At 46.3% G+C, this 22,103-nt stretch carries 17 protein-coding genes and 1 pseudogene; 8 read left to right on the plus strand and 10 right to left on the minus strand.

Annotation, left to right across the window (positions count from 1 at the left end; all coding sequences use genetic code 11):
* Window positions 1-82 precede the first annotated feature (82 nt).
* Both XZ46_RS16035 and XZ46_RS16040 read left to right on the plus strand, forming a co-directional pair.
* Complete coding sequence (locus XZ46_RS16035) at window positions 83-1,558, plus strand: trypsin-like peptidase domain-containing protein (RefSeq protein WP_434475085.1); 1,476 nt, start codon at window positions 83-85, stop codon at window positions 1,556-1,558.
* A 67-nt stretch (window positions 1,559-1,625) separates the two neighbouring features.
* Window positions 1,626-2,165, plus strand: coding sequence for a PPC domain-containing protein (locus XZ46_RS16040; RefSeq protein ID WP_048895128.1), 540 nt, complete (start codon window positions 1,626-1,628; stop codon window positions 2,163-2,165).
* Between the two features lie 109 nt (window positions 2,166-2,274).
* Here the strand turns inward: XZ46_RS16040 and XZ46_RS16045 are convergent, their stop codons facing one another.
* Window positions 2,275-3,567: an Hsp70 family protein gene (locus tag XZ46_RS16045; RefSeq protein WP_008052264.1), complete on the minus strand. Its 1,293-nt coding sequence runs from the start codon at window positions 3,565-3,567 to the stop codon at window positions 2,275-2,277.
* Between the two features lie 55 nt (window positions 3,568-3,622).
* Here XZ46_RS16045 and XZ46_RS32715 point away from each other — a divergent pair.
* A protein-coding gene (locus XZ46_RS32715; protein WP_048895136.1) for an IS630-like element ISAtsp1 family transposase occupies window positions 3,623-4,499 on the plus strand; the annotation gives its coding sequence in 2 pieces (ribosomal slippage) (window positions 3,623-3,952 and window positions 3,954-4,499; 876 coding nt in all).
* Here XZ46_RS32715 and XZ46_RS16060 read toward each other — a convergent pair.
* A complete protein-coding gene (locus XZ46_RS16060) occupies window positions 4,483-4,839 on the minus strand; it encodes an Hsp70 family protein (RefSeq protein ID WP_048895129.1) in 357 nt (118 codons plus the stop codon). The genes XZ46_RS32715 and XZ46_RS16060 overlap by 17 nt on opposite strands.
* 19 nt (window positions 4,840-4,858) lie before the next feature.
* Between XZ46_RS16060 and XZ46_RS29785 the strand changes: the two genes are divergently transcribed.
* Complete coding sequence (locus XZ46_RS29785) at window positions 4,859-5,077, plus strand: hypothetical protein (RefSeq protein WP_071829354.1); 219 nt, start codon at window positions 4,859-4,861, stop codon at window positions 5,075-5,077.
* 72 nt (window positions 5,078-5,149) lie between these two features.
* On the opposite strand, the pseudogene XZ46_RS16065 reads toward XZ46_RS29785, so the two are convergent.
* The 5 genes and pseudogenes from XZ46_RS16065 to XZ46_RS16085 form a co-directional block, all read right to left on the minus strand.
* Window positions 5,150-6,066: pseudogene (locus XZ46_RS16065) on the minus strand (GUN4 domain-containing protein).
* 2,502 nt (window positions 6,067-8,568) lie between these two features.
* Window positions 8,569-9,498, minus strand: coding sequence for a GUN4 domain-containing protein (locus XZ46_RS16070; RefSeq protein WP_008052953.1), 930 nt, complete (start codon window positions 9,496-9,498; stop codon window positions 8,569-8,571).
* A gap of 163 nt (window positions 9,499-9,661) precedes the next feature.
* Window positions 9,662-10,924, minus strand: coding sequence for a GUN4 domain-containing protein (locus tag XZ46_RS16075; RefSeq protein ID WP_048895131.1), 1,263 nt, complete (start codon window positions 10,922-10,924; stop codon window positions 9,662-9,664).
* A 368-nt stretch (window positions 10,925-11,292) separates the two neighbouring features.
* The gene (locus XZ46_RS16080; RefSeq protein ID WP_008052956.1) at window positions 11,293-12,915 is read right to left on the minus strand and encodes a GUN4 domain-containing protein; all 1,623 of its coding nucleotides are present in this window, start codon (window positions 12,913-12,915) and stop codon (window positions 11,293-11,295) included.
* Between the two features lie 258 nt (window positions 12,916-13,173).
* Window positions 13,174-14,283 (minus strand): GUN4 domain-containing protein, encoded by a 1,110-nt coding sequence (locus tag XZ46_RS16085; protein WP_008053749.1) that lies wholly within the window; start codon window positions 14,281-14,283, stop codon window positions 13,174-13,176.
* A gap of 265 nt (window positions 14,284-14,548) precedes the next feature.
* On the opposite strand from XZ46_RS16085, the gene XZ46_RS16090 reads away from it, so the two are divergent.
* Together XZ46_RS16090 and XZ46_RS16095 are read left to right on the plus strand one after the other, a co-directional pair.
* A complete protein-coding gene (locus XZ46_RS16090) occupies window positions 14,549-14,995 on the plus strand; it encodes a XisH family protein (protein WP_008053751.1) in 447 nt (148 codons plus the stop codon).
* On the plus strand, window positions 14,983-15,303 hold the full coding sequence (locus XZ46_RS16095) for a XisI protein (RefSeq protein WP_008053753.1): 321 nt from the start codon (window positions 14,983-14,985) through the stop codon (window positions 15,301-15,303). The genes XZ46_RS16090 and XZ46_RS16095 overlap by 13 nt, the downstream gene beginning before the upstream one ends.
* A gap of 14 nt (window positions 15,304-15,317) precedes the next feature.
* On the opposite strand, the gene XZ46_RS16100 is transcribed toward XZ46_RS16095, so the two are convergent.
* The 3 genes from XZ46_RS16100 to XZ46_RS16110 form a co-directional block, all read right to left on the minus strand.
* The gene (locus XZ46_RS16100) at window positions 15,318-15,938 is read right to left on the minus strand and encodes a Uma2 family endonuclease (RefSeq protein WP_008053754.1); all 621 of its coding nucleotides are present in this window, start codon (window positions 15,936-15,938) and stop codon (window positions 15,318-15,320) included.
* A gap of 144 nt (window positions 15,939-16,082) precedes the next feature.
* Window positions 16,083-18,614: an AAA family ATPase gene (locus XZ46_RS16105; protein ID WP_048895132.1), complete on the minus strand. Its 2,532-nt coding sequence runs from the start codon at window positions 18,612-18,614 to the stop codon at window positions 16,083-16,085.
* A gap of 73 nt (window positions 18,615-18,687) precedes the next feature.
* Entirely contained in the window at window positions 18,688-20,196 is a 1,509-nt protein-coding gene (locus XZ46_RS16110; RefSeq protein ID WP_008053656.1) for a hypothetical protein, read from the minus strand.
* A gap of 233 nt (window positions 20,197-20,429) precedes the next feature.
* Between XZ46_RS16110 and XZ46_RS16115 the strand changes: the two genes are divergently transcribed.
* Together XZ46_RS16115 and XZ46_RS16120 are read left to right on the plus strand one after the other, a co-directional pair.
* Window positions 20,430-21,443, plus strand: coding sequence for a coiled-coil domain-containing protein (locus XZ46_RS16115; RefSeq protein ID WP_008053657.1), 1,014 nt, complete (start codon window positions 20,430-20,432; stop codon window positions 21,441-21,443).
* Window positions 21,440-22,033, plus strand: coding sequence for a 4Fe-4S single cluster domain-containing protein (locus tag XZ46_RS16120; RefSeq protein ID WP_008053658.1), 594 nt, complete (start codon window positions 21,440-21,442; stop codon window positions 22,031-22,033). The genes XZ46_RS16115 and XZ46_RS16120 overlap by 4 nt, the downstream gene beginning before the upstream one ends.
* Window positions 22,034-22,103 lie beyond the last annotated feature (70 nt).

The raw sequence follows: 22,103 nt of genomic DNA on the forward strand, positions 1-22,103 counted from the left end.
ATTTTGTTCCCCCAGAAAAATCCAATCAATAGCATAACCCCCACCCTAGTTGACAGCCAAATACCTGATCAGGGAAACAGTCATGATGAACCAGCATATATTCTTAAATATTATAACATCTGGATTTTTAACTCTTAGCACCAGCCTAGGTCTGAATATAGCCCCAGCTAGTGCCATTTCCCCCATCACCGAACCAGAGTCCTCTCCTATTCTCATCGCTTCCGATATCGAGGAACAAACGAATATCCGGGTTTATGAAACAGCCAGTCCTGCTGTAGTTTCCATCAACACAGATAAAGCTAATGGTAGCGGTGCAATTATCAGCGCAGATGGTATGGTGCTTACCAACGCCCATGTTGTCTCCCAAGGCGGTCAGGTAGAGGTAACACTTGCCGATGGTCGTAAAATGGTTGCCGATGTAGTTGCTTATGGCGAGAATGGGCTAGATTTGGCTTTGCTGAGGATTCGCAATGCTAGAAATTTGCCGACCATTCCCATTGCTAGACCCGGTTCCGTCAGAGTAGGACAAAGGGCCTTTGCCATTGGTAATCCCTTCGGTCAATTCCAAAATACCTTTACCGTCGGCATTGTCAGCCGCATTGACCAGGAACGGAATTTAATTCAGACTGATGCTGCTATCAACCCAGGTAACTCTGGCGGACCCCTGCTGAATAGTCAAGGGGAATTAATTGGCGTGAATACCGCCATTTTTACTAGAGGTCGTGGAGGTGGCAATATTGGCATTGGTTTTGCCATTTCCGTAGACAATGTACCCCCATTTTTGCAAGCCGCCAAAGAAGGACGCGCCCCCCGCACCGCCCAGCAACAGCGTCCGATTATGTTTAACAATCAGGATGCCAAACACTTATCATTAGACGGTCAGGAGGTTAGGGGAGTTCTAGCAGAAGGTGCTAATGTTCTACCCGTTGATAACAGTTTTTACAATCTTTATACTTTTGATGGGCAGCGAGGTCAGCGGGTAATCATCGACATGATGAGTGATGATTTCGACTCCTATTTGATTCTACTCGATATTGATGGCAATGAATTGGCTCAGGATGATGATGGGGGCGATAATACCAATGCCCGCATTGAGGTGACATTACCTGCCACTGGCACTTATACCCTGCTGGCTAACTCCTACCAGGCTGGAGAAACCGGAAACTATCGATTAAGGTTGCGGGTTGCAGGCGATCGCCGTTCCGAGTTACCCTCTTCTTCTGATGATGTCATTTTGCGTCAATCGGGAATGTTAGACCCTAACAGCGCTTCTGTACTTCCTTCTGATGGTAGTCTTTACCGTGAGTATAGTTTTGATGGAGAGGCCGGTCAATCGGTGAGAATTGATCTAACCAGTTCTGATTTTGATACTTATTTGGCGCTGTTTGGTCCTAATGGTCGCCTGGTTGGTGAAAATGATGATATCAGTGATGCCGATACTAATTCCCGCCTGACCGTGACTCTCCCTGCTACTGGTCCTTATCGAGTCGTGGTTAACGCTTTTGATAGTACGGGTCGTGGTCAGTACCTCCTGACAGTTCGTGAAGTTTCTATATAAGGTTTGATGCTGAGGAAACTGTTTCTGTTGGTGGTTGGTCAATCTAATTTGTTGTTTGAGGTCTTTTATGCCTATTAAATTTTTCGCGGCTACAGCCACCAGTCTATTCGCACTTCTGCCCATTTCGATTCTACTGCCTTTTTCTTCTGCGATCGCCTCAGAGTCTTCTTTGGCTCCCTCAGAGTCTTCTTTGGCTCAAGGTATGGAACCTGATGCCGTTGATATCCCCCTCCCGGAGTCGGAGTCTTTACCCCAGCAAGATACAGAACCTGTCGTGGGAGAAATTATTTTGTTGGAAGAGGGGGAACTGAGAGATGGCGATCCAGTTTTGCCCACTGATGGTAGTTTATTCCATCAACATACTTTCTTTGGGGAGGCTGGGAAAAGGGTTAAGATTCTCCTGGAAAGTTCTGATTTTGACACCTATTTAGCATTGTTTAATCCCCAAGATGAACTGCTGGAAGAAAATGATGATATTGATGAAACTAACACCAATTCACGCATCATTATTACCTTACCGGAAACGGGAACCTATCGGGTGATTGTCAACTCCTATGATGCTACTGGACGTGGTCGTTATCAGTTGCGGGTCAGTGAAGTTGAATAAAATCCCATTAATCGCCGGTTGAATAGCACTTAAACCCTAGGGGGGTATTTCCTCCCCTGGTGGCAGAGTTTTTTGGTAGCCTCAAAAAACCGCCATATTTCCTCGGTAATCAGTTGATAAATTCGTCCTGACGCATGACAAAACCTGGGAACATTTGCGCGATGATATTTCCCAGTTCATATTCAACTTTTCGCTTTCCCCCCACGGAGACGATCGCCAAATAAGCTACTTGGGAACGGTTCACCCGCATTCCCACCCGCCATTTTTCTGAGGTGGCGCTGATTGGGAGTTTGACCGTATCCGGTAAAACCTTTTTAAAAATTGGTCCCTTGGATTGGGGAATCACCCCTAATATCACCTCTGGGGTGTCGTGGAATGCTTCCAGAGGGGGGATATTCGCCAAGCATACCGAGGCGAGGTCGTCTAAATTTGTGCCTCCTTCAATGATGGGAATAAATGTTTTTTCTACTTCCATAGAAGCCGTGATTATATCCACCACAATACCGATAGTGTGGATGTAGGTTTCGCTGGGTTGGACTAAACCATTGGCGATTAAACAAGCACCGTAGGAAATGGCAAAGGCACTCTGAATCAGGTTAAAATCATTATCAACTCGGGGGTCTGTCTCCGTTATTTTTAGGGCATCTAGGATGGTTTTTTGCACTAGGTAAAACTGACAAAATCCCCCCACTAAAAAAATGCGATCGCATTCTTGCTGATGTTCAGCCATCCACTGATTTACCCGTTCTAATACTCGGCAAATTCCCTCCGCGATCGGCTGGAAGGCTTGGTAAACTTGCCCGTTGGTGATGGTATAGCCACTAGAAAAGCTATAGAGCATGGCTTCTGCGAAGTCTGAAGGGCTTTTGCAGTAGTTTTTGAGTTTTCTGGTGTATCGGTCATGCCCCTCGATTTTGACCGTTTCAAAGGTCTGTAGGAGGTGCATAAATTCCTGGCTGTGGAGGTCGGGTTCTGTGCCGTTTTTTTGTTGGTAGGCTTGGATAACACAACGGCGATCGAAGGCTACCCCCGCTGAGTCTAAACCGCGATCGCCTTCTCCGTCGAAGTACAAAACCTCAACCTTTTTGTCTCCATAAACGCGGCACAAACTGACATCAAAAGTTCCCCCACCCATATCGCAAACCAGCAAATTACCTTGGAAAGGTTCCTGATTTTCCCGTTGGTGTCGGCGTTGGGTTTCCCAGGCGTAATAGGCGGCGGCTGCCACCGGTTCACTCACCAGTTGAATCAGTTTTTTTTCTAGTCCCAAATTCTGGGCAATTAAAGTTTGCAGGTTTTCCCGTCCCCGGTTGTAGATATCTCGCTGCCAAATTTCCGGCACCGACACCACCAAACCCTCGATTTCCCCCTGTTGGCGGCGGAAGCTGTAGGTATAGCACAAGACAGAACACTTAGGACGTATAATGGAGAGGACGAGATGACTAAGAAGACCAAAAATGCCAGCCCCCTATAGTTACGACCTCAGACAAAAAGTTATTGATGCCATTGAACTAGACGGTATGCCCAAAACAGAAGCCAGTCAAGTTTTCCATGTCAGCAGGAACACCATTAATCTCTGGCTGCAAAGAAAAGCACAGACCGGAGACTTCCTCCCTAAACCTCATCACCGACCTGGCAATAACCACAAAATTACCGACTGGGAAAAATTCAAGGCTTTTGCCCAAGAGCATGGCGACAAAACAGCAGCTCAAATGGCTGAACTTTGGGATGACGACATCTCTCCTCGCACCATATCCAGAGCCTTGAAGAAAATTGGCTTCACCAGAAAAAAAAACTTACGGCTACCAAGAACGTGATGAGCAACAGCGAGAGGAGTTTATGGCTCAGATTGAACAGATGGAGCCGGAAGAAGTGGTCTACCTCGATGAAGCCGGCATGAATAGTCAGGACTCGGATTACCCTTATGGTTACTGCGAGGAAGGAAAACGCTTCCATGCACTCAAATCAGGGAAGAGGCAGGGCAGGGTAAGTATGATAGCCGCATGGTGTCATCAACAACTCTTAGCTCCCTTTAGCTTTGAGGGTTGTTGTAATCGGACAGTGTTTGAGTTGTGGTTGGAGTTCATCTTAATTCCAACATTGAAGCCAGGTCAGACTCTAGTATTGGACAATGCAACGTTTCATAAAGGGGGACGGATTGCTGAACTGGTGGAGGCAGCTCAATGCCGTTTACTCTATCTACCACCTTATTCGCCAGACCTCAACAAGATAGAGAAATGTTGGTCGTGGCTGAAAGCCCGTATTCGCCACTGCATTGAGCAGTTTGATTCTCTCCATGATGCCATGGATTCCGTTCTCAAAGCTGCGTCCTAACCACCTTGACTAATGCTATATTTTCTGGGGAGAGGAGGAGTTGTCGCAGGTAGTCGGTGGTAACGGTGATGGGGGTATGTTGGGATGAGTAATTATTGGCAAAGTTTTCCGTTAGCGGCAAGTCCATTTTAAAGTTACCGTAACTTTCTAGTTGCGGGTCGTTGGCTGCTGCTTGTCTAGCGGCTTTTCCGATGTCGATATAGCCGTCGTCTTCGTAGGCGATGAAGGAGGGAATTGATTGTTGTCCGCCATATTTAAAGGCGACGGGTTCGCCGTTTTCCAGGTAGGATATAGTGGAGTTGGTGGTGCCGAAGTCGAGACCGATTTTATATGATGCCATCGCGGGTTTTTGACTGTGGATGCAGGGCTATTCATATTATAGATGCGATCGGCTTCAGAAACCCAGTTACTACCGACATCTTTCCGTATTTACCCATAACCCTGATAGAAACGGGGTTTCTTCACTCAGTGGGAAAAATACATCTCCCCGACAGATGAAACTTCCTGGGAATATCCCGGATATAGAAAGTTATCAGGTTGCAGAAGTCGCCCAAAAGTTGGTCAAAGCCACCCCATAAGGAAAAAGCCGATGTTTCTGTGAAAAAGTTGCCGAAAACAAGAACTTGACAACTGCCTGAAGTGGTTATATGCTACAAGTTACAAGTCTGTGCGCGAGAGAAGCTGAACCGCCCATAACCCTCACCTTACGCCAACCGAAGGGTAGATGGCCCCGGGGAGCCGCCGCCGAAAACGTGATTAATGATAGATACGACCCATTCACTCGCCATCCCACCTCGTCACAATACCGCTTCCATATTGTATCACCTGGATAGCTTCCATCAGGCTTACCTCCACAATTGATGTAAATTTGCTTCTGGACACTAAACCCGAAGCGTCCGTTGCTGTGTTTGACCCAAAGACCATCGATGATTCGCAAATCCTCGCAGGGAAAGTTTTTGATATCATCGTCGTCTAAATATCTCCCGGTTTGTCCCGCCACCGCTAACATCATCTTAGCCGTTTCTTCGTCGGCAGCTTTCCACTGGCCTGATTTCAATAATCTGTTGAGTTGGCTATAATCAAAACCAGAAGAAGACAGGATGCGAGTATCTGGCACTGGTTTTGAAATCTGCTTAGGTTGAGATGCGATCGCTTTTCTCTGGGATTTGAGGTGAGATGTGATCGCTTCTATCTGCGATTCTAGCCGTGATTGGGATTGAGATGCGATCGCTTCTATCTGTAACGATTGGGATTGAAGTTGAGATGCGATCGCTTCTATCTGCGATTCTAGGCGTGATCGAGTAGTGGTAAAACCGTCAATTGGCTGAGTCATTTTATCTCCGTAAGACTACAGGTGAGAGACCATCAACTGTGCCTATTCTACCTGAGACTGAGACAATTGCCAAACCCGCTTGGCGGCGGCAATGCGTTTTTTCTCCTTCTCCAAAAACCCGGAGGGTATCCCACCAATCACAGGGGGATAGGGTGTCAGGTCATAACCACACACGGAACAGGTTTCCACCTCATTTGGTGTATATTCCGTTTCACAAACGGGACATTTCGCCATGATTCTCAACCCCGATAAGACGTAGAAACCGTGGAATGGTGACACTCATCACAAGTATAGCTATAGTGGGTGGCACTATTCAATCTATTATAACTCGCGAATGCCACTCGCTGTCAATACTTCATCGACGGTTAATTCCAACTCTGGGAAAGTGGGGGAAAAAATGCGATCGCTCTACTCCTGACATGGTAATGATGAACGGTGTTGACATTTCATTAACATTGTAATGGTCAACGGTGTTGACATTTCATTAACGCACCCTACTCCTTCGTAGGGTGGGTTAGGGTAGCGTAACCCACCGCCAATTGAGAGTAGGAGTGGTGTTGACATTTCATTAACATTGTAATGGTCAATGGTGCGTTACATTTCATTAACGCACCCTACTCCTTCGTAGGGTGGGTTGAGTGCGTAACCCACCGCCAATGGAGAGTAGGAGTGGTGTTGACATTTCATTAACATTTGAATGGTCAACGGTGCGTTACATTTCATTAACGCACCCTACTTCTTCGTAGGGTGGGTTGAGTGCGTAACCCACCGCCAGCCAATTGAGAGCATGAACGGTGTTGACAGTTATGGTCGAAAGGGAAGTCACCTTCCCTAACTCCAATTCAAAACCGTGCTTGATATTTTCACATCACACGGCTCCTGATGTGGATACCCTATTGTCAGTAGGAACAAGGTTACGACCCCTCGCTTTATGACTTCAACTTTAGGAGCTTTATGCCACACGTAGTCTTTAAACTCGTTTTCGCCACTATACTCCTATTTATTGCAGTCTCTATATCCACACCGTGACTAGTGGGCATATCCCAACCATTACAGTTAGGCATTGGCTTTCAGTCACATCCTTTCCCCTTATGGGCATTCGCTTACACTTTTCACTACTTTACGAGATGTACTCGCAGAGAGCCCAATAGGGGTTTAAACGTTCCGTATATATGGGTATTCCATCTTTAGATTTGTCCTTTCCACCGGGGTAAAATTAAAGGTCTGTGTAGGTAGTGTGAAGAAACTCCTACTTTTCCCCTTGCTCTTTTGAGCGCAGCGTGTCAACCTATTTCGCTACTTAATGTTGACGATGGTTCAGGCCAGACATTCGGTTTCCCTAATCATGGATGGTTGGCAGTGGTCGGATTTTGGGAATAGGTTTTCCCTCACGCCTTCCGTTCCCCGCTTAAATCCCAGATTTGTGATTTCTGAAACTTGGGGTGGCTATCGCCGTTACTCTTTCCCATAATCGCTCCAAGTAAGTTATAATACTCCTCCTAGGTAATACTTGGACGGTGTATTGCGATTTCTTAAAATGGGATTGACCATGAGTTCCCTACCTTGCTTAGAATCACACCTTCCTAAGCGTTGGGACATATATACAGTTAAGGGGTAAACTGGTTGACAGTTTATCTCCCTCTAGGAGGTTATTTCAGGCATTGCAGCCTTATTTCACTCCTAAACGTCTCGCACTTTCATTAACATTGTAATGGTCAACGGTGCGTTACATTTCATTAACGCACCCTACTTCTTCGTAGGGTGGGTTGAGTGCGTAACCCACCGCCAGCCAATTGAGAGCATGAACGGTGTTGACATTTCATTAACATTTGAATGGTCAACGGTGCGTTACATTTCATTAACGCACCCTACTCCTTCGTAGGGTGGGTTGAGTGCGTAACCCACCGCCAATGGAGAGTAGGAGTGGTGTTGACATTTCATTAACATTTGAATGGTCAACGGTGCGTTACATTTCATTAACGCACCCTACTTCTTCGTAGGGTGGGTTGAGTGCGTAACCCACCGCCAATGGAGAGTAGGAGTGGTGTTGACATTTCATTAACATTTGAATGGTCAACGGTGCGTTACATTTCATTAACGCACCCTACTTCTTCGTAGGGTGGGTTGAGTGCGTAACCCACCGCCAATGGAGAGTAGGAGTGGTGTTGACATTTCATTAACATTTGAATGGTCAACGGTGCGTTACATTTCATTAACGCACCCTACTTCTTCGTAGGGTGGGTTGAGTGCGTAACCCACCGCCAGCCAGCCAATTGAGAGCATGAACGGTGTTGACATTTCATTAACATTGTAATGGTCAACGGTGCGTTACATTTCATTAACGCACCCTACTTTTTCGTAGGGTGGGTTGAGTGCGTAACCCACCGCCAATGGAGAGTAGGAGTGGTGTTGACATTTCATTAACATTGTAATGGTCAACGGTGCGTTACATTTCATTAACGCACCCTACTCTTTTGTAGGGTGGGTTAGGGTAGCGTAACCCACCGCCAGCCAATTGAGAGCATGAACGGTGTTGACATTTCATTAACATTTGAATGGTCAACGGTGCGTTACATTTCATTAACGCACCCTACTCCTTCGTAGGGTGGGTTGAGTGCGTAACCCACCGCCAATTGAGAGTAGGAGTGGTGTTGACATTTCATTAACATTGTAATGGTCAACGGTGCGTTACATTTGATTAAAGCACCACTAGGGACTGCCTGAAGTGGTTATATGCTACAGTTTACAAGTCTGTGCGCGACAGAAGAGTGCAACCCCACTTTCCAAAAAAACCCCCCAATACTCATCCATCGCCATTCCGGGAAGATGGCCCAGGGGAGCTGCCGCCGAAAACGTGCAATCAGACCATGATATATACGACCCATTCACTCGCCATCCCACCTCCCCGCAATAGCGCTCCCATATTGTATCACCTGGATAGCTTCCATCAGGCAATCCTCCACAATTGATGTAAATTTGCTTCTGGACACTAAACCCGAAGCGTCCGTTGCTGTGTTTGACCCAAAGACCATCGATGATTCGCAAATCCTCGCAGGGAAAGTTTTTGATATCATCGTTGTATAAATATCCCCTGGTTTTTCCCGCCACCCTCCACATCATCTTAGTCGTTTCTTGGTCGGCTGCTTTCCACTCACCTGATTTCAATAATCTGTCGAGTTCGGTATAGTCAAAACCAGAAGAAGACACGATGGGAGTAATGTCTGCCACGGCTTCAGTTATCGACTCGAGTTGAGATGCGATCGCTTCTATCTGTGACGATTGGGATTGGAGTTGAGATGCGATCGCTTTTCTCTGGGATTCTAGTTGAGATGCGATCGCTTTTCTCTGGGATTCTAGTTGAGATGCGATCGCTTCTATCTGTGATTCTAGCAGTGATTGAGTAGTGGTAAAACCGTCAATTTTCCGGGTGGTCTCATCTAACTGAGATTGCAGGTGAGAGACCATCAACTGTGCGGACTCTACCTGAGACTGAGACAATTGCCAAACCCGCTTGGCTGCCGCAATGCGTTTTTTCTCCTTCTCCAAAAACCCGGACGGTATCCCATCAATCACAGGGGGATAGGGTGTCAGGTCATAACCACACACCGAACAGGTTTCCACCTCATTTGGTGTATATTCCGTTTCACAAACGGGACATTTCTCCATCATTCCCAACCCGATACATCACGACAACCGGGTGCAGGGAAACCCGGCTTTATGCTATGATAACCCACCGAGAGGAACTAGAAACCGGGTAGAAACGGACATCTTTCGGATTTACCCATAACCCTGATAGAAACCGGGTTTCTTCACCTGAAGTGCTTATATGCTACAGTCTGCAAGTCTCTGCGCGAGAGAAGAGTGCTAACCTACGCCTTACCAGTCCCACACCAAAACCCAACCACCAACCAACCCCAACAAAACGGGCGGGAAGATGGCCCAGGGGAGCAGCCGCCGAAAACGTGCAATCAGACCATGATATATACGACCCATTCACTCGCCATCCCACCTCCCCGCAATAGCGCTCCCATATTGTATCACCTGGATAGCGTCCATCAGGCAATCCTCCACAATTGATGTAAATTTGCTTCTGGACACTAAACCCGAAGCGTCCCCTGCTGTGTTTGACCCAAAGACCATCGATGATTCGCAAATCCTCGCCGGGAAAGTTTTTGATATCATCGTCGTCTAAATATCTCCTAGAGGTTTTTCCCGCCACCCTACACATCATCTTAGTCGTTTCTTCGTCGGCTGCTTCCCACTGGCCTGATTTCAATAATCTGTCGAGTTGGCTATAATCAAAACCAGAGGATGAAGACACGATGGGAGTAATGTCTGCCACGGCTTCAGTTATCGACTCGTCGAGTTGAGATGCGATCGCTTGACTCTGGGATGGGAGTTGAGATGCGATCGCTTGACTCTGGGATGGGAGTTGAGATGCGATCGCTTGACTCTGGGATGGGAGTTGAGATGCGATCGCTTGACTCTGGGATGGGAGTTGAGATGCGATCGCTTGACTCTGGGATGGGAGTTGAGATGTGATCGCTTGACTCTGGGATTCTAGGCGTGATAGCAATTGGGATTGAGATGCGATCGCTTGAGTCTGGGATGGGAGTTGAAATGCGATCGCTTCTACCTGGGATTCTAGGCGTGATAGCAATTGGGATTGAGATGCGATCGCTTGAGTCTGGGATGGGAGTTGAAATGCGATCGCTTCTACCTGGGATTCTAGGCGTGATAGCAATTGGGATTGAGATGCGATCGCTTGACTCTGGGATGGAAGTTGAGATGCGATCGCTTGACTCTGGGATGGAAGTTGAGATTGGGATTGGGTAAAACCGTAAATGTTCCGGGTCGTCTCATATAAATAAGACTGCAGGTGAGAGACCATCAACTGTGCGGACTTTACCTGAGACTGAGACGATTTCCAAACCCGCTTGGCGACGGCAATGCGTTTTTTCTCCTTCTCCCACAACTCGGACGGTATCTCGTCAATAGGGGGATAGGGGGTCAGGTCATAACCACACACGGAACAGGTTTCGACCTCATTTTCTGTATATTCGGTTTCACAAACAGGACATTTCGTCATCATTCCCAACCCTGATAAATCACGACAACCGGGTGTAGGGAAACCCGGCTTTATGCTATGATAACCCACCGAGAGGAACTGAGAAACTCGGTTACGACGGACATATTTCGGTATTTACCTATAACCCTGATAGAAACCGGGTTTCTTCACTCAGTGGGAAAAAGACATCTCCCGGACAGATGAAACTTCCTGGGAATATTCCGGAAACGCGAAAGTACAGAGGTTACAGAAGTGGCCTAAAAGTTTGTCAAAGCCAATGGCTACCGCTTTGAGTGGAGTGCCAGGCATAGAATAGGGGGAGGTGCCGATGTTTCTGTGAAAAAGTTGCCGAAAACAAGAACTTGACAACTGCCTGAAGTGCTTAGAAGTGCTTATATGTTAAAGGTTAACAAGTCTGTGCGCGAGAGAAGAGATGTAAAAGTACTATAGTGCCCGGTATAACTTGGGAGATGACCGCGGGGAGCAGTCGTGGAAAACGTGCAATCAGACCAGACCACGTAATCCCCATTATATCGCCATGCCACCTCGTCACAAAACTGACACCACGCTGTATCACCTGGATAGTGTCCTACAGGCAATCCTCCACAATTGATGTAAATTTGCTTCTGGACACTAAACCCAAAGCGTCCCCTGCTGTGTTTGACCCAAAGACCATCGATGATTCGCAAATCCTCGCCGGGAAAGTTTTTGATATCATCGTCGTCTAAATATCTCCTAGAGGTTTTTCCCGCCACCGCTAACATCATCTTAGCCGTTTCTTCGTCGGCAGCTTTCCAGTTGCCTGATTTCAATAATCTGTCGAGTTCGGTATACAAAAAACCAGAAGAAGACACGATGGTAGTATCTGCCACGGCTTCAGTTATCGACTGGAGTTGAGATGCGATCGCTTCTATCTGCGATTCTAGCCGTGATTGGGATTGAGATGCGATCGCTTCTATCTGCGATTCTAGCCGTGATTGGGATTGAGATGCGATCGCTTCTATCTGTGATTCTAGCCGTGATTGGGATTGAGATGCGATCGCTTCTATCTGCGATTCTAGCCGTGATTGGGATTGAGATGCGATCGCTTCTATCTGTGACGATTGGCATTGGAGTTGAGATGCGATCGCTTTGACCTGAGATTCTAGCCATGATAGCGATTGGGATTGAGATGCGATCGCTTCTATCTGCGATTCTAGCCGTGATTGGGATTGAGATGCGATCGCTTTGACCTGAGATTCTAGCCATGATAGCGATTGGGATTGAGATGCGATCGCTTCTACCTGCGATTCTAGGCGTGATAGCGATTGGGATTGAGATGCGATCGCTTCTATCTGCGATTCTAGGCGTGATAGCGATTGGGATTGAGATGCGATCGCTTTGACCTGCGATTCTAGGCGTGATAGCGATTGGGATTGAGATGCGATCGCTTTGACCTGCGATTCTAGGCGTGATAGCGATTGGGATTGAGATGCGATCGCTTTGACCTGTGATTCTAGGCGTGATAGCGATTGGGATTGAGATGCGATCGCTTTGACCTGTGACGATTGGCATTGGAGTTGAGATGTGATCGCTTCTATCTGCGATTCTAGGCGTGATAGCGATTGGGATTGAGATGCGATCGCTTTGACCTGAGATTCTAGCCGTGATAGCGATTGGGATTGAGATGCGATCGCTTTGACCTGAGATTCTAGCCGTGATAGCGATTGAGATGCGATCGCTTCTATCTGTGATTCTAGCCGTGATTGAGTAGTGGTAAAACCGTCAATTTTCCGGGTGGTCTCATCTAACTGAGATTGCAGGTGAGAGACCATCAACTGTGCGGACTCTACCTGAGACTGAGACAATTGCCAAACCCGCTTGGCTGCCGCAATGCGTTTTTTCTCCTTCTCCAAAAACCCCGACGGTATCCCACCAATCACAGGGGGATAGGGTGTCAGGTCATAACCACACACGGAACAGGTTTCCACCTCATTTGGTGTATATTCCGTTTCACAAACAGGACATTTCGCCATAATTCTCAACCCCGATAAGACGTAGAAACCGGGTGCAGAGAAACCCGGCTTTATGCTACTATAACCCACCGAGAGGAACTAGAAACCCAGTTTCTACCACCAGTGGGGAAGTAAGACTTCGTAGGGTTGGTTAGCGTAGCGTAACCCACCGCCAGTGGAGAGTAGGAGTGGTGTTGACATTTCATTAACATTTGAATGGTCAACGGTGCGTTACATTTCATTAAAGCACCACTAGGGACTGCCTGAAGTGTTTATATGCTACAGTAGACAAGTCTGTGCGCGAGAGAACAAATGCACTCCTACAGACTTCAATGAATGGCCTACCTGATACCACTCGTATAACCAAGGCCAAAAAGGAAGATGGCCACAGGGAGCAATCGCCGCAAACGTGCAATCTGACTTCAAAATCCAAGACCTTCCAACTCGCCATCCCACCTGGTCAGCATACCGCTCTAATATATCATCACCTTTTGGATAGCTTCCATCAGGCTTACCTCCACAATTGATGTAAATTTGCTTCTGGACACTAAACCCGAAGCGTCCCCTGCTGTGTTTAACCCAAAGACCATCGATGATTCGCAAATCCTCGCAGGGAAAGTTTTTGATATCATCATAGTTTAAATATCCATCGTGGGTTTTTCCCGCCACCCTACACATCATCTTAGCCGTTTTTTCGTCGGCAGCTTTCCACTGGCCTGATTTCAATAATCTGTTGAGTTGGCTATAATCAAAACCAGAATAAGACACGATGGGAGTATCTGCCACGGCTTCAGTTATCGACTCGAGTTGAGATGCGATCGCTTCATTCTGGGATTGGAGTTGAGATGCGATCGCTTCTATCTGTGACGATTGGGATTGGAGTTGAGATGCGATCGCTTCTATCTGCGATTCTAGCCGTGATTGGGATTGAGATGCGATCGCTTCATTCTGGGATTGGAGTTGAGATGCGATCGCTTCTATCTGTGACGATTGGGATTGGAGTTGAGATGCGATCGCTTCTATCTGCGATTCTAGCCGTGATTGGGATTGAGATGCGATCGCTTCATTCTGGGATTGGGATTGAGATGCGATCGCTTCTATCTGAGATTCTAGCCGTGATTGAGTAGTGGTAAAACCGTCAATTTTTCGGGTGGTCTCATCTAACTGAGATTGCAGGTGAGAGACCATCAACTGTGCGGACTCTACCTGAGACTGAGACAATTGCCAAACCCGCTTGGCGGCGGCAATGCGTTTTTTCTCCTTCTCCAAAAACCCGGACGGTATCCCACCAATCACAGGGGGATAGGGTGTCAGGTCATAACCACACACGGAACAGGTTTCCACCTCATTTGGTGTATATTCGGTTTCACAAACGGGACATTTCGCCATGATTCTCAACCCCGATAAGACGTAGAAACCGTGGAATGGTGACACTCATCACAAGTATAGCTATAGTGGGTGGCATTATTCGATCTATTATAACTCGCGAATGCCACTCGCTGTCAATACTTCATCGACCGTTAATTCCAACTCTGGGAAAGTGGGTGAAAAAATGCGATCGCTCCGGGAAAGACTGGATTGGTGCTATAATAATTGACAGCAACTCAAACTGAAAATTAACTGGCTTGACTGTTCATCAAGCTATTAGGGTATTATGCCTCGAAGAGATACAACTCATAATATTATCAAACAAGCTATAATCAAAGATGGTTGGGAAATTACAGATGATCCTTATGTTATTTCCTACGGTGAGCGATTTTTATTTGTAGATCTGGGTGTGAGGCGATCGCATTTTCCGACCCAGCCAAAAGGATCTATTATTGGTGCCAGACGCGATCGCACCCGTATTGCCATTGAAATCAAAGAATTTAGAGGACTATCGGCGATCGCCGATTTAGAACAAGCGATCGGACAGTATAGTTTATATAGGCTATTACTGAATGAAGTAGATCCGGAACGGCATATTTATCTGGGTGTTACGGATCTCATATATGAGACAATCTTCAGTGAAACAATTGGTAAACTGGTGATTAAGAAACTGCCTTTAAATCTCTTAGTAGTTGATGTGACAAAAGCGGAGGTTAAACAATGGATACCATAACTCACGATCGCGAAATTGTCAAACAAGTTATCTGTGAATATGCACAACTGCGTCCATCTCATGGCGAGATTCGATTGGATACGGTATTTGATGATCAACAAGAACATTATGCACTGATGCAAGTGGGTTGGGATCGAGGTAGACGAGTCCGAGGAAATCTCATCTATATTGTTTTGCGTGAAGGAAAAGTTGTGATTGAATATGATGGGATGGAAGCGGGAATTACTCAAGATTTGATTGAAAAAGGCATTCCTGAAAACCGCATTATTTTGGGGTTCTTGGAAGAATCTAATGCGGGGCGGGTATGATATGATTTTCTATATTATAACTCACGAATGCCACTCGCTGTCAATACTTCATCGACGGTTAATTCCAACTCTGGGAAAGTGGGGGAAAAAATGCGATCGCTCCGGGAAAATGACCGGAGTTGATACTCGCCTTCAACCAACCGATAAACCAAAATCTGCGGCTGCTTGGGATTGCCTAAAAATGCACGAGATGCGATCGCTAAATAATCCACAATCCAATATTCTGCAATTCCCAACCGCTGATACTCCTCCCGCTTGTCAATATAATCATCCTCCCAGTTGGTGGAAACTACCTCCACGGCTAATTCAATGGGTTCGGTCAAGGCTCCATAAGTCCGCACGTTGCGATTCCAAACCTCAGCTTTCACTACCGCCACATCAGGATTTCGCCCCCTTTCTTCCCCCTCCTGGGTCACGGTTTTGACGATGATATCTTTATCGATAATATAGTCTAAATTCAGCCGTTCACTTTCCCGGTCAAAACGACGAACCAAAAACCGAGCGATATTTTTATGGGCGCGGGTTGGTTCCACTTTCACCAATTCTCCATTAACTAATTCATACCTCCCTGAACCGTCGGGATACTGTTCTAAAAAATCAGCAAATGTCAATTTTGGGGATGATGTTATTATCATATAATATTCCTCCTTCGTAGCCAGCCAATTGAGAGCATAAACGGTGTTGACATTTCATTAACATTGTAATGGTCAACGGTGCGTTACATTTCATTAACGCACCCTACTCCTTCGTAGGTCAATGGTGTTGACATTTCATTAACGCTACTCCCAACTGGAGATATCCTCACAGGTAAATGTGATCATATCCTCCCCGTTTAAGTCGTCCCGGACGATGCGATTTTTTAAGTTGTTGACCATCCGTTCATAAAAATTGCGGACATCGCGACCATTGCCAAAATTTGCATCCCTATTTTGATAGGCAAAATCCATAATTGACCTGACCCGCGTGGATACATCATCGGGACAAATTAGCCGGCTTTTCCGACACATTCCCAGAAAAATACTGTGCATTTCGGCACCGTTATAATCGGGAAAATAGATTTTTTTGGCAATGCGAGATTTTAAGCCGGAGTTGCTGTCGAGAAACTCTGCCATTTCCCGCGAATATCCCGCTAAAATTACCACCAGGCGATCGCGATAATTTTCCATCATGGGAACCAAAGTATCGATCGCCTCCTGTCCAAAATCTCGGCTATCTCCCCCACGAGACAAGGAGTAGGCTTCATCAATAAATAATACCCCATCCACGGCGGATTCAATCACCTGGGCGGTTTTTTCGGCGGTATGTCCGACATATTGTCCGACTAATTTGGTGCGGTCTGCTTCCACAAATTGACCCTTTTTTAACAGTCCCAAGGCTCGATAAATTTTGCCAATTAAACGAGCGACGGTGGTTTTTCCGGTGCCGGGATTTCCAGTAAATAATAAATGACGGGTTTCGATTTCATTACTGGCTAACATCCCTAAACTGGCTAATTTTTGATTGGCGGCTTGGGTGTTAATTAATTGTTTGATATCCTGTTTAACGGAGTCTAACCCGGTCAAGTTTTCTAATTCGGCGAGGAGTTTTTCTAGGTTCTCTGCGTCGGCGGTTCCCCGTTGGGAGAGTTCCCGATAGGGTGGCGGTAAATCCTCCACTTTTAAGGGTTCGGTCAGGGGATTTAAACCCTGTTTCATTACGCGATCGCTGTGACAATCATCTATTTGATTAAATAACTTTTCCACCTCTCTGGCGTTGCCAAAATTGCGGTCTCGGTTATCATAAATCTGGGTGAACAAGTTCTCCAGACGCGGTTCTAAATCGGGAGCGATCGCACTTTTAACCCGTTGTACCTGTTGACGGAAAATGGTTAATAATTCGGAGGGTTGATAATCATCGAAAATAATTTCTGTGGCAAAACGACTTTGTAAACCTGGGTTAGATGTGATAAAATTATCCATAAGTTCCGGGTATCCGGCTACAATTACCGCCAGCCTTCCCCGTTCATCTTCCATGCGTTTTAACAGGGTATCAATCGCCTCCCTTCCCCAGTCATTTTCGCCCCCTTCAGTGAGGGTATAAGCCTCATCAATAAACAATACCCCATTTAAAGCCCGATCCACTGTTTCATTAGTTAAAATTGCTGTTTGTCCCACATATCCCGCCACCAAATCTCGCCCGCCAATTTCTACTACATGACCCCGCCGCAATAACCCTAAATCTCGATAAATTTCCCCCATTAATCTCGCCACGGTGGTTTTCCCGGTTCCGGGGTTTCCTTTGAATACTAAATGCAGTCTAGGGGGGTCGGTATTGATGCCTTGTTGTTGCCGTTGTTGAGCTTTGGATAATGACAGGATTTTTTGGTTGATGGCGGTTTTAACATTCTGTAAACCTACCAAGTTATGTAAGCGTTTTAAGGCGGGTATATCGCTGACATCCCCCGATAACCACTGGTTTTGTTTGGCGACTTTTAAGGATAATTCCGCCACAGAATTTAAGCGATGATACCATGTCTTTAGGGGTTGATTTTCGGCAGCCATAGCCGAGATTAAACGGCGGCGATCGCTCCAATTTATCGGTTTTTGGTGAACCAGTCTAAAATAATCCCACAGACTTTCTAACTCCGGTTCGGTGGGGGTAGACACCCGCACTAAATTAAATTGGCGATCGCTCATGTTTTGCAGCCAATTTCCCAAATAAGTAAAGCCTGTCTGGTTGCAAAAATCTTGAAACTGTTGTAAACTATGATGGTGGGAAATAAACACACATAAATTGCGGTTGGTTGGGGGGAGTCTTCCCCAAGTGACCATCCGCCCAAACAGTTCTCGCGGGTTTTCAAACATCCGCAAATCCTCCACGTCAGAAAAGATAATCGCACTTTGATAGCGGGTATCTTTCATGAAGTGTTCAAAATAGCCGATACATGGAATATCAGACATCACAGGACGGCGATTTGCTGAGGGTTGGGGTTCCGGTTCGGGAGGGGTTTCTCGTCTCAATAAGCCACGGCGTTTCCCCAAAGGACCGCCGCTTTTTGGTCGCATTTCGGACGGGGAAGGTGGCGGCGAGGTTGTCGGCTGTTCCCTGGCGTTTTGGAGTGATTGAGAATCGAGAAAATACAGCTTATTCACTCCCGAATAGAACACGATACGATTAAATCCTTGGGTTAGTAAATAGCGATGCAAAACCTGTTCGATATCTGACAATAATAAATCGTCAGTACAAAAGCCATCTCCGCTATTGGTTCCGTACAAAACCAGAAAGCGATCGCCTGTTTGGAGATTCAATTGCTCGGTAATTCGTTCAACCATAATTTGATACTATTATTATGACATCTATTCTAACCCCTCCCCACCCTTGAGAGAAGGGGTCAGAAATGGAGAGTTAAGAAACAGAAGGTTTCGGCTGGGGTGACTGAACAGATGGCTTTTTGACTCGCGTTTTGACTGCATCAATATCCTGATATTGACTGTTCGCCTGTTCTTTACATTCTATATCACCCACACCTTGAACCCCAGCTTCATTCAAGATATTAAAAATCGCTTCTGCATTTTGGCGGGTAGCTTGTTCGTCGATTAAAGTTGCACTAAAACTATTAATTGAAACCGAATTAGCCCCAAATTCTGACTCAGGACTAATCACGGTGACGACCTCATCCCCAGCCACATTTTTCACCTTAACTACAAAGGCGTTGCGTTGGTCTTCTCCCTCGTAGGTATCATCAATCAGGCTATAACCGATATTTGCCAGAGTTTCGATAATGCGATCAGCAATTTCTACCCGCAATTGAGAGTTTAAAATCGAGCATCTCGCCTGTTCGAGAATTTCCCCTAAAATAGGCTGCAATTGATTAATATTTTCGCCGATATTTTTAATCTGTTCCGTGGTGAGGGTGGCTTCCCGTTCCACCAGTTGCGATTCTAACTGATTGAGTTGGTTTTCATACTCGCTTAATCGCCCATTTGTCCAGTAGTCAACCTCACATTTGAAGGTTTCCGCATCACTTCCCTGTCCGACTTCTACTTCACATTCCCGGTGAGTTTGTACCTCGGTAATTAAACTGCGTAAATCAGTTAAACTCGCCTGATAATAAAATAGCCATTCCTGCTGTTTTTGTTCCAGTTCCAGCCGCAGGTCTCCTAGTTTGAGATAGGTTTGCTGACAGGTGGCGATCGCTGCTTCAAAAACCCCCGCTTGAATATTGCTATTTGCCAGGTCTAAATCCCGACGTAAATCGGCTAATTTACCCGGTGCAAAACGTTGGTGTTGATAATCGCGATCAATCTGTTTCCAAACCTGGTCAACATCGGCAAAATAATCAACTGCTAACTGTTGTTTCCGCTGACTTTCTGCCTCCAAATTATCAACTACTTGATTAATCTGTTGCTGAAGGATTTGTTGTCCTTGTTGTCTGGCTTGTCGCTCCTCAGCTATCAGGTGACTAAATTTTTGGTCCTGTTGTTCAAATAAATTCAGATACTCCTGGCGTTGATTATTTAACAATCCTAAATATTCCCGTCGCTGCTGAGTAAAGCCCTCCCGCATAGAAGACTCTAGCCGTCCGACTTCCTGTTGTAATTGCTGTTGTTGACGATACTCCGACTCTCGGATACTCTGCTGAAATTCCCGCCGCTGATTTTGTAGTCGTAGGTTGGTCTGGGTTTCCAAGTCTTTAATTCCGGTTCGCAGTCCGCTAATTTCTTGTTGCTGGCGTTGGGTTCGCTGTTCCAGGGGGGCGAGACGTTGCTGAAACTCCCGCTGGGCTTGCTGTTGAACGGCGTTTAACCTTTCCGGGAGATCCTGTTGTAGCGATCGCAGCCTGGACTCCTGTTCCCGCAGTCGCCGCAACTCCTGATCCTCAACCTGAATATACCGTCGTTTTTCACCACTCATTGATGGCTCCTATTTTGTTAGTAATGGTTGATTTTAATTCCTATTGTGTAGTATAATGGTTTTCGGGGAAATAGAATACCGTAAAATTACTGAACTTTATGGTCGTCCGCCAACGGGGTTGTTTGAGTCTCACCCCAGCCAGATTTAAGTCTCCCTCCCCTTTGGGGTAATGGTTGGCAAAATTGATCAGTTTCTGGACTCGCCTACCGCCCAAGTTATGAGAATGCTTGACTATGGAAGAACAAATCGCAGCCTTAATTAAAATTGCCCAGAGATTGCCGGATCAGGATGTGTTGGATTATGATCATATTGAACTACCTTTTAAACTGGTGCAAATCGCCCTAGAATTATGGGGAAATCTCTACCCCCCAGAAGTGTTGGAAAACCTGGCTAATTCGGACCCGGATACTATGGACGCTTGGGCGATCGCTCTCTCCCAAACTCTCAGCCAACAACTCTCTCTGCTGGATACCTGGAAGCCCCATTTTTCCACCCTAAATATCCCCCCCAAGCTGACGGAAAAGCTGGAAAATAACTCCCACAAATTAGCGGAAATATCTGGAGAAACTTCGGAACTGTTGGCGGCAGCTAATCAGCTTTTTAGTCAGGAAAATAAGTTAAAAGAGGCGGCGGCAGAATTGGCACGATTAAACAGCCTCGCGACTCAATTAAAGCATATAGAAACCGAACTACAAAATACCGACCTAGACCAACTACGCCAAGACATCGAAAAGCGATCGCAAACCCTCCAACCCCAATATCAAGAACTGGAAACCCTCCAACAGCAACAGGACCAACTGGCGGCACAGCAAACCCGCCTAGCAGCGGAAATTCAAAGACTGCGAGGATGCCAAAATCAACGGGAAATCGAGACGGCGGAAATCGCCACGGAATTGATAACACTTACCCAAACCGAACGCGATAAACTCAAGCCTATTTTATCAGATACCCTGGCAGAATTGCAACAAGAAAAAGCGGAACTTGACCGCCTACAAAGTGAACTGAAAAAAGCGATCGCCGACTGTAGCCAATACCAAAAACAAGCCGTCACTATTCGGGACGACCTCAGCCACCATTACGATCGCGATCGTCAACTTTGCCAATATCTCCCGGTCAACCACAGAGAAATTGACCCGATTTTAGCACAAATAAAAACCCAACTGGAAGACCTCGATCGCCAATTGGCGACCCTCCAAAAACACCACGCCGAAAAACACCAAAAACTCACCCTTAACTTTTCCTCATGACTCTCTTAAACATTGCTGAAATTTGCCCCCACACCCGCACCCTCGGCCCCGGAAACCGCTTTGTCATCTGGGTACAAGGTTGCAGCTTTAACTGTCCCGGCTGCATTTCCCCGGAGTGGATACCCCAAACTCAAGCGACATTAATTGACCCGGAAAAACTGGGAAATCTGATTTTATCTCAGCCAAATTTAGACGGTATCACTGTTTCTGGCGGCGAACCTATGCTACAGGCGATCGCTTTAACAAAACTGTTTCAACACCTGCGAAACCATCGGGATATTTCGATTATATGTTATACAGGATTTACCCTGGACGAAATTCGCACCAAAGCCGATATCATCCCCCTACTAGAATTAATTGATGTTATCATTGACGGACAATATATCGCCTCCCTCAATGATAACCAAGGCTGGCGTGGTTCATCTAACCAAAATATTCACTTTCTCACCCCCCGCCACCTCCCACAATCGGCATTATTTACCACTAAAAAACGGGACGTTGAACTCCATATCCGCAATGATTCTGCGTTAATGGTTGGGGTTCCCCCACACGGGTTTAGGGAGGATTTTAAACAGGCTGTAAAACTCTAGGATTTCCTAAACAAAAAAAATTTTTTGGCGGCCCGCCCTGGGGCTGAGGGTTGACAAGCACCGGAAACTA

This window comes from Limnospira indica PCC 8005 (assembly GCF_000973065.1).
Lineage (GTDB): Bacteria > Cyanobacteriota > Cyanobacteriia > Cyanobacteriales > Microcoleaceae > Limnospira > Limnospira fusiformis.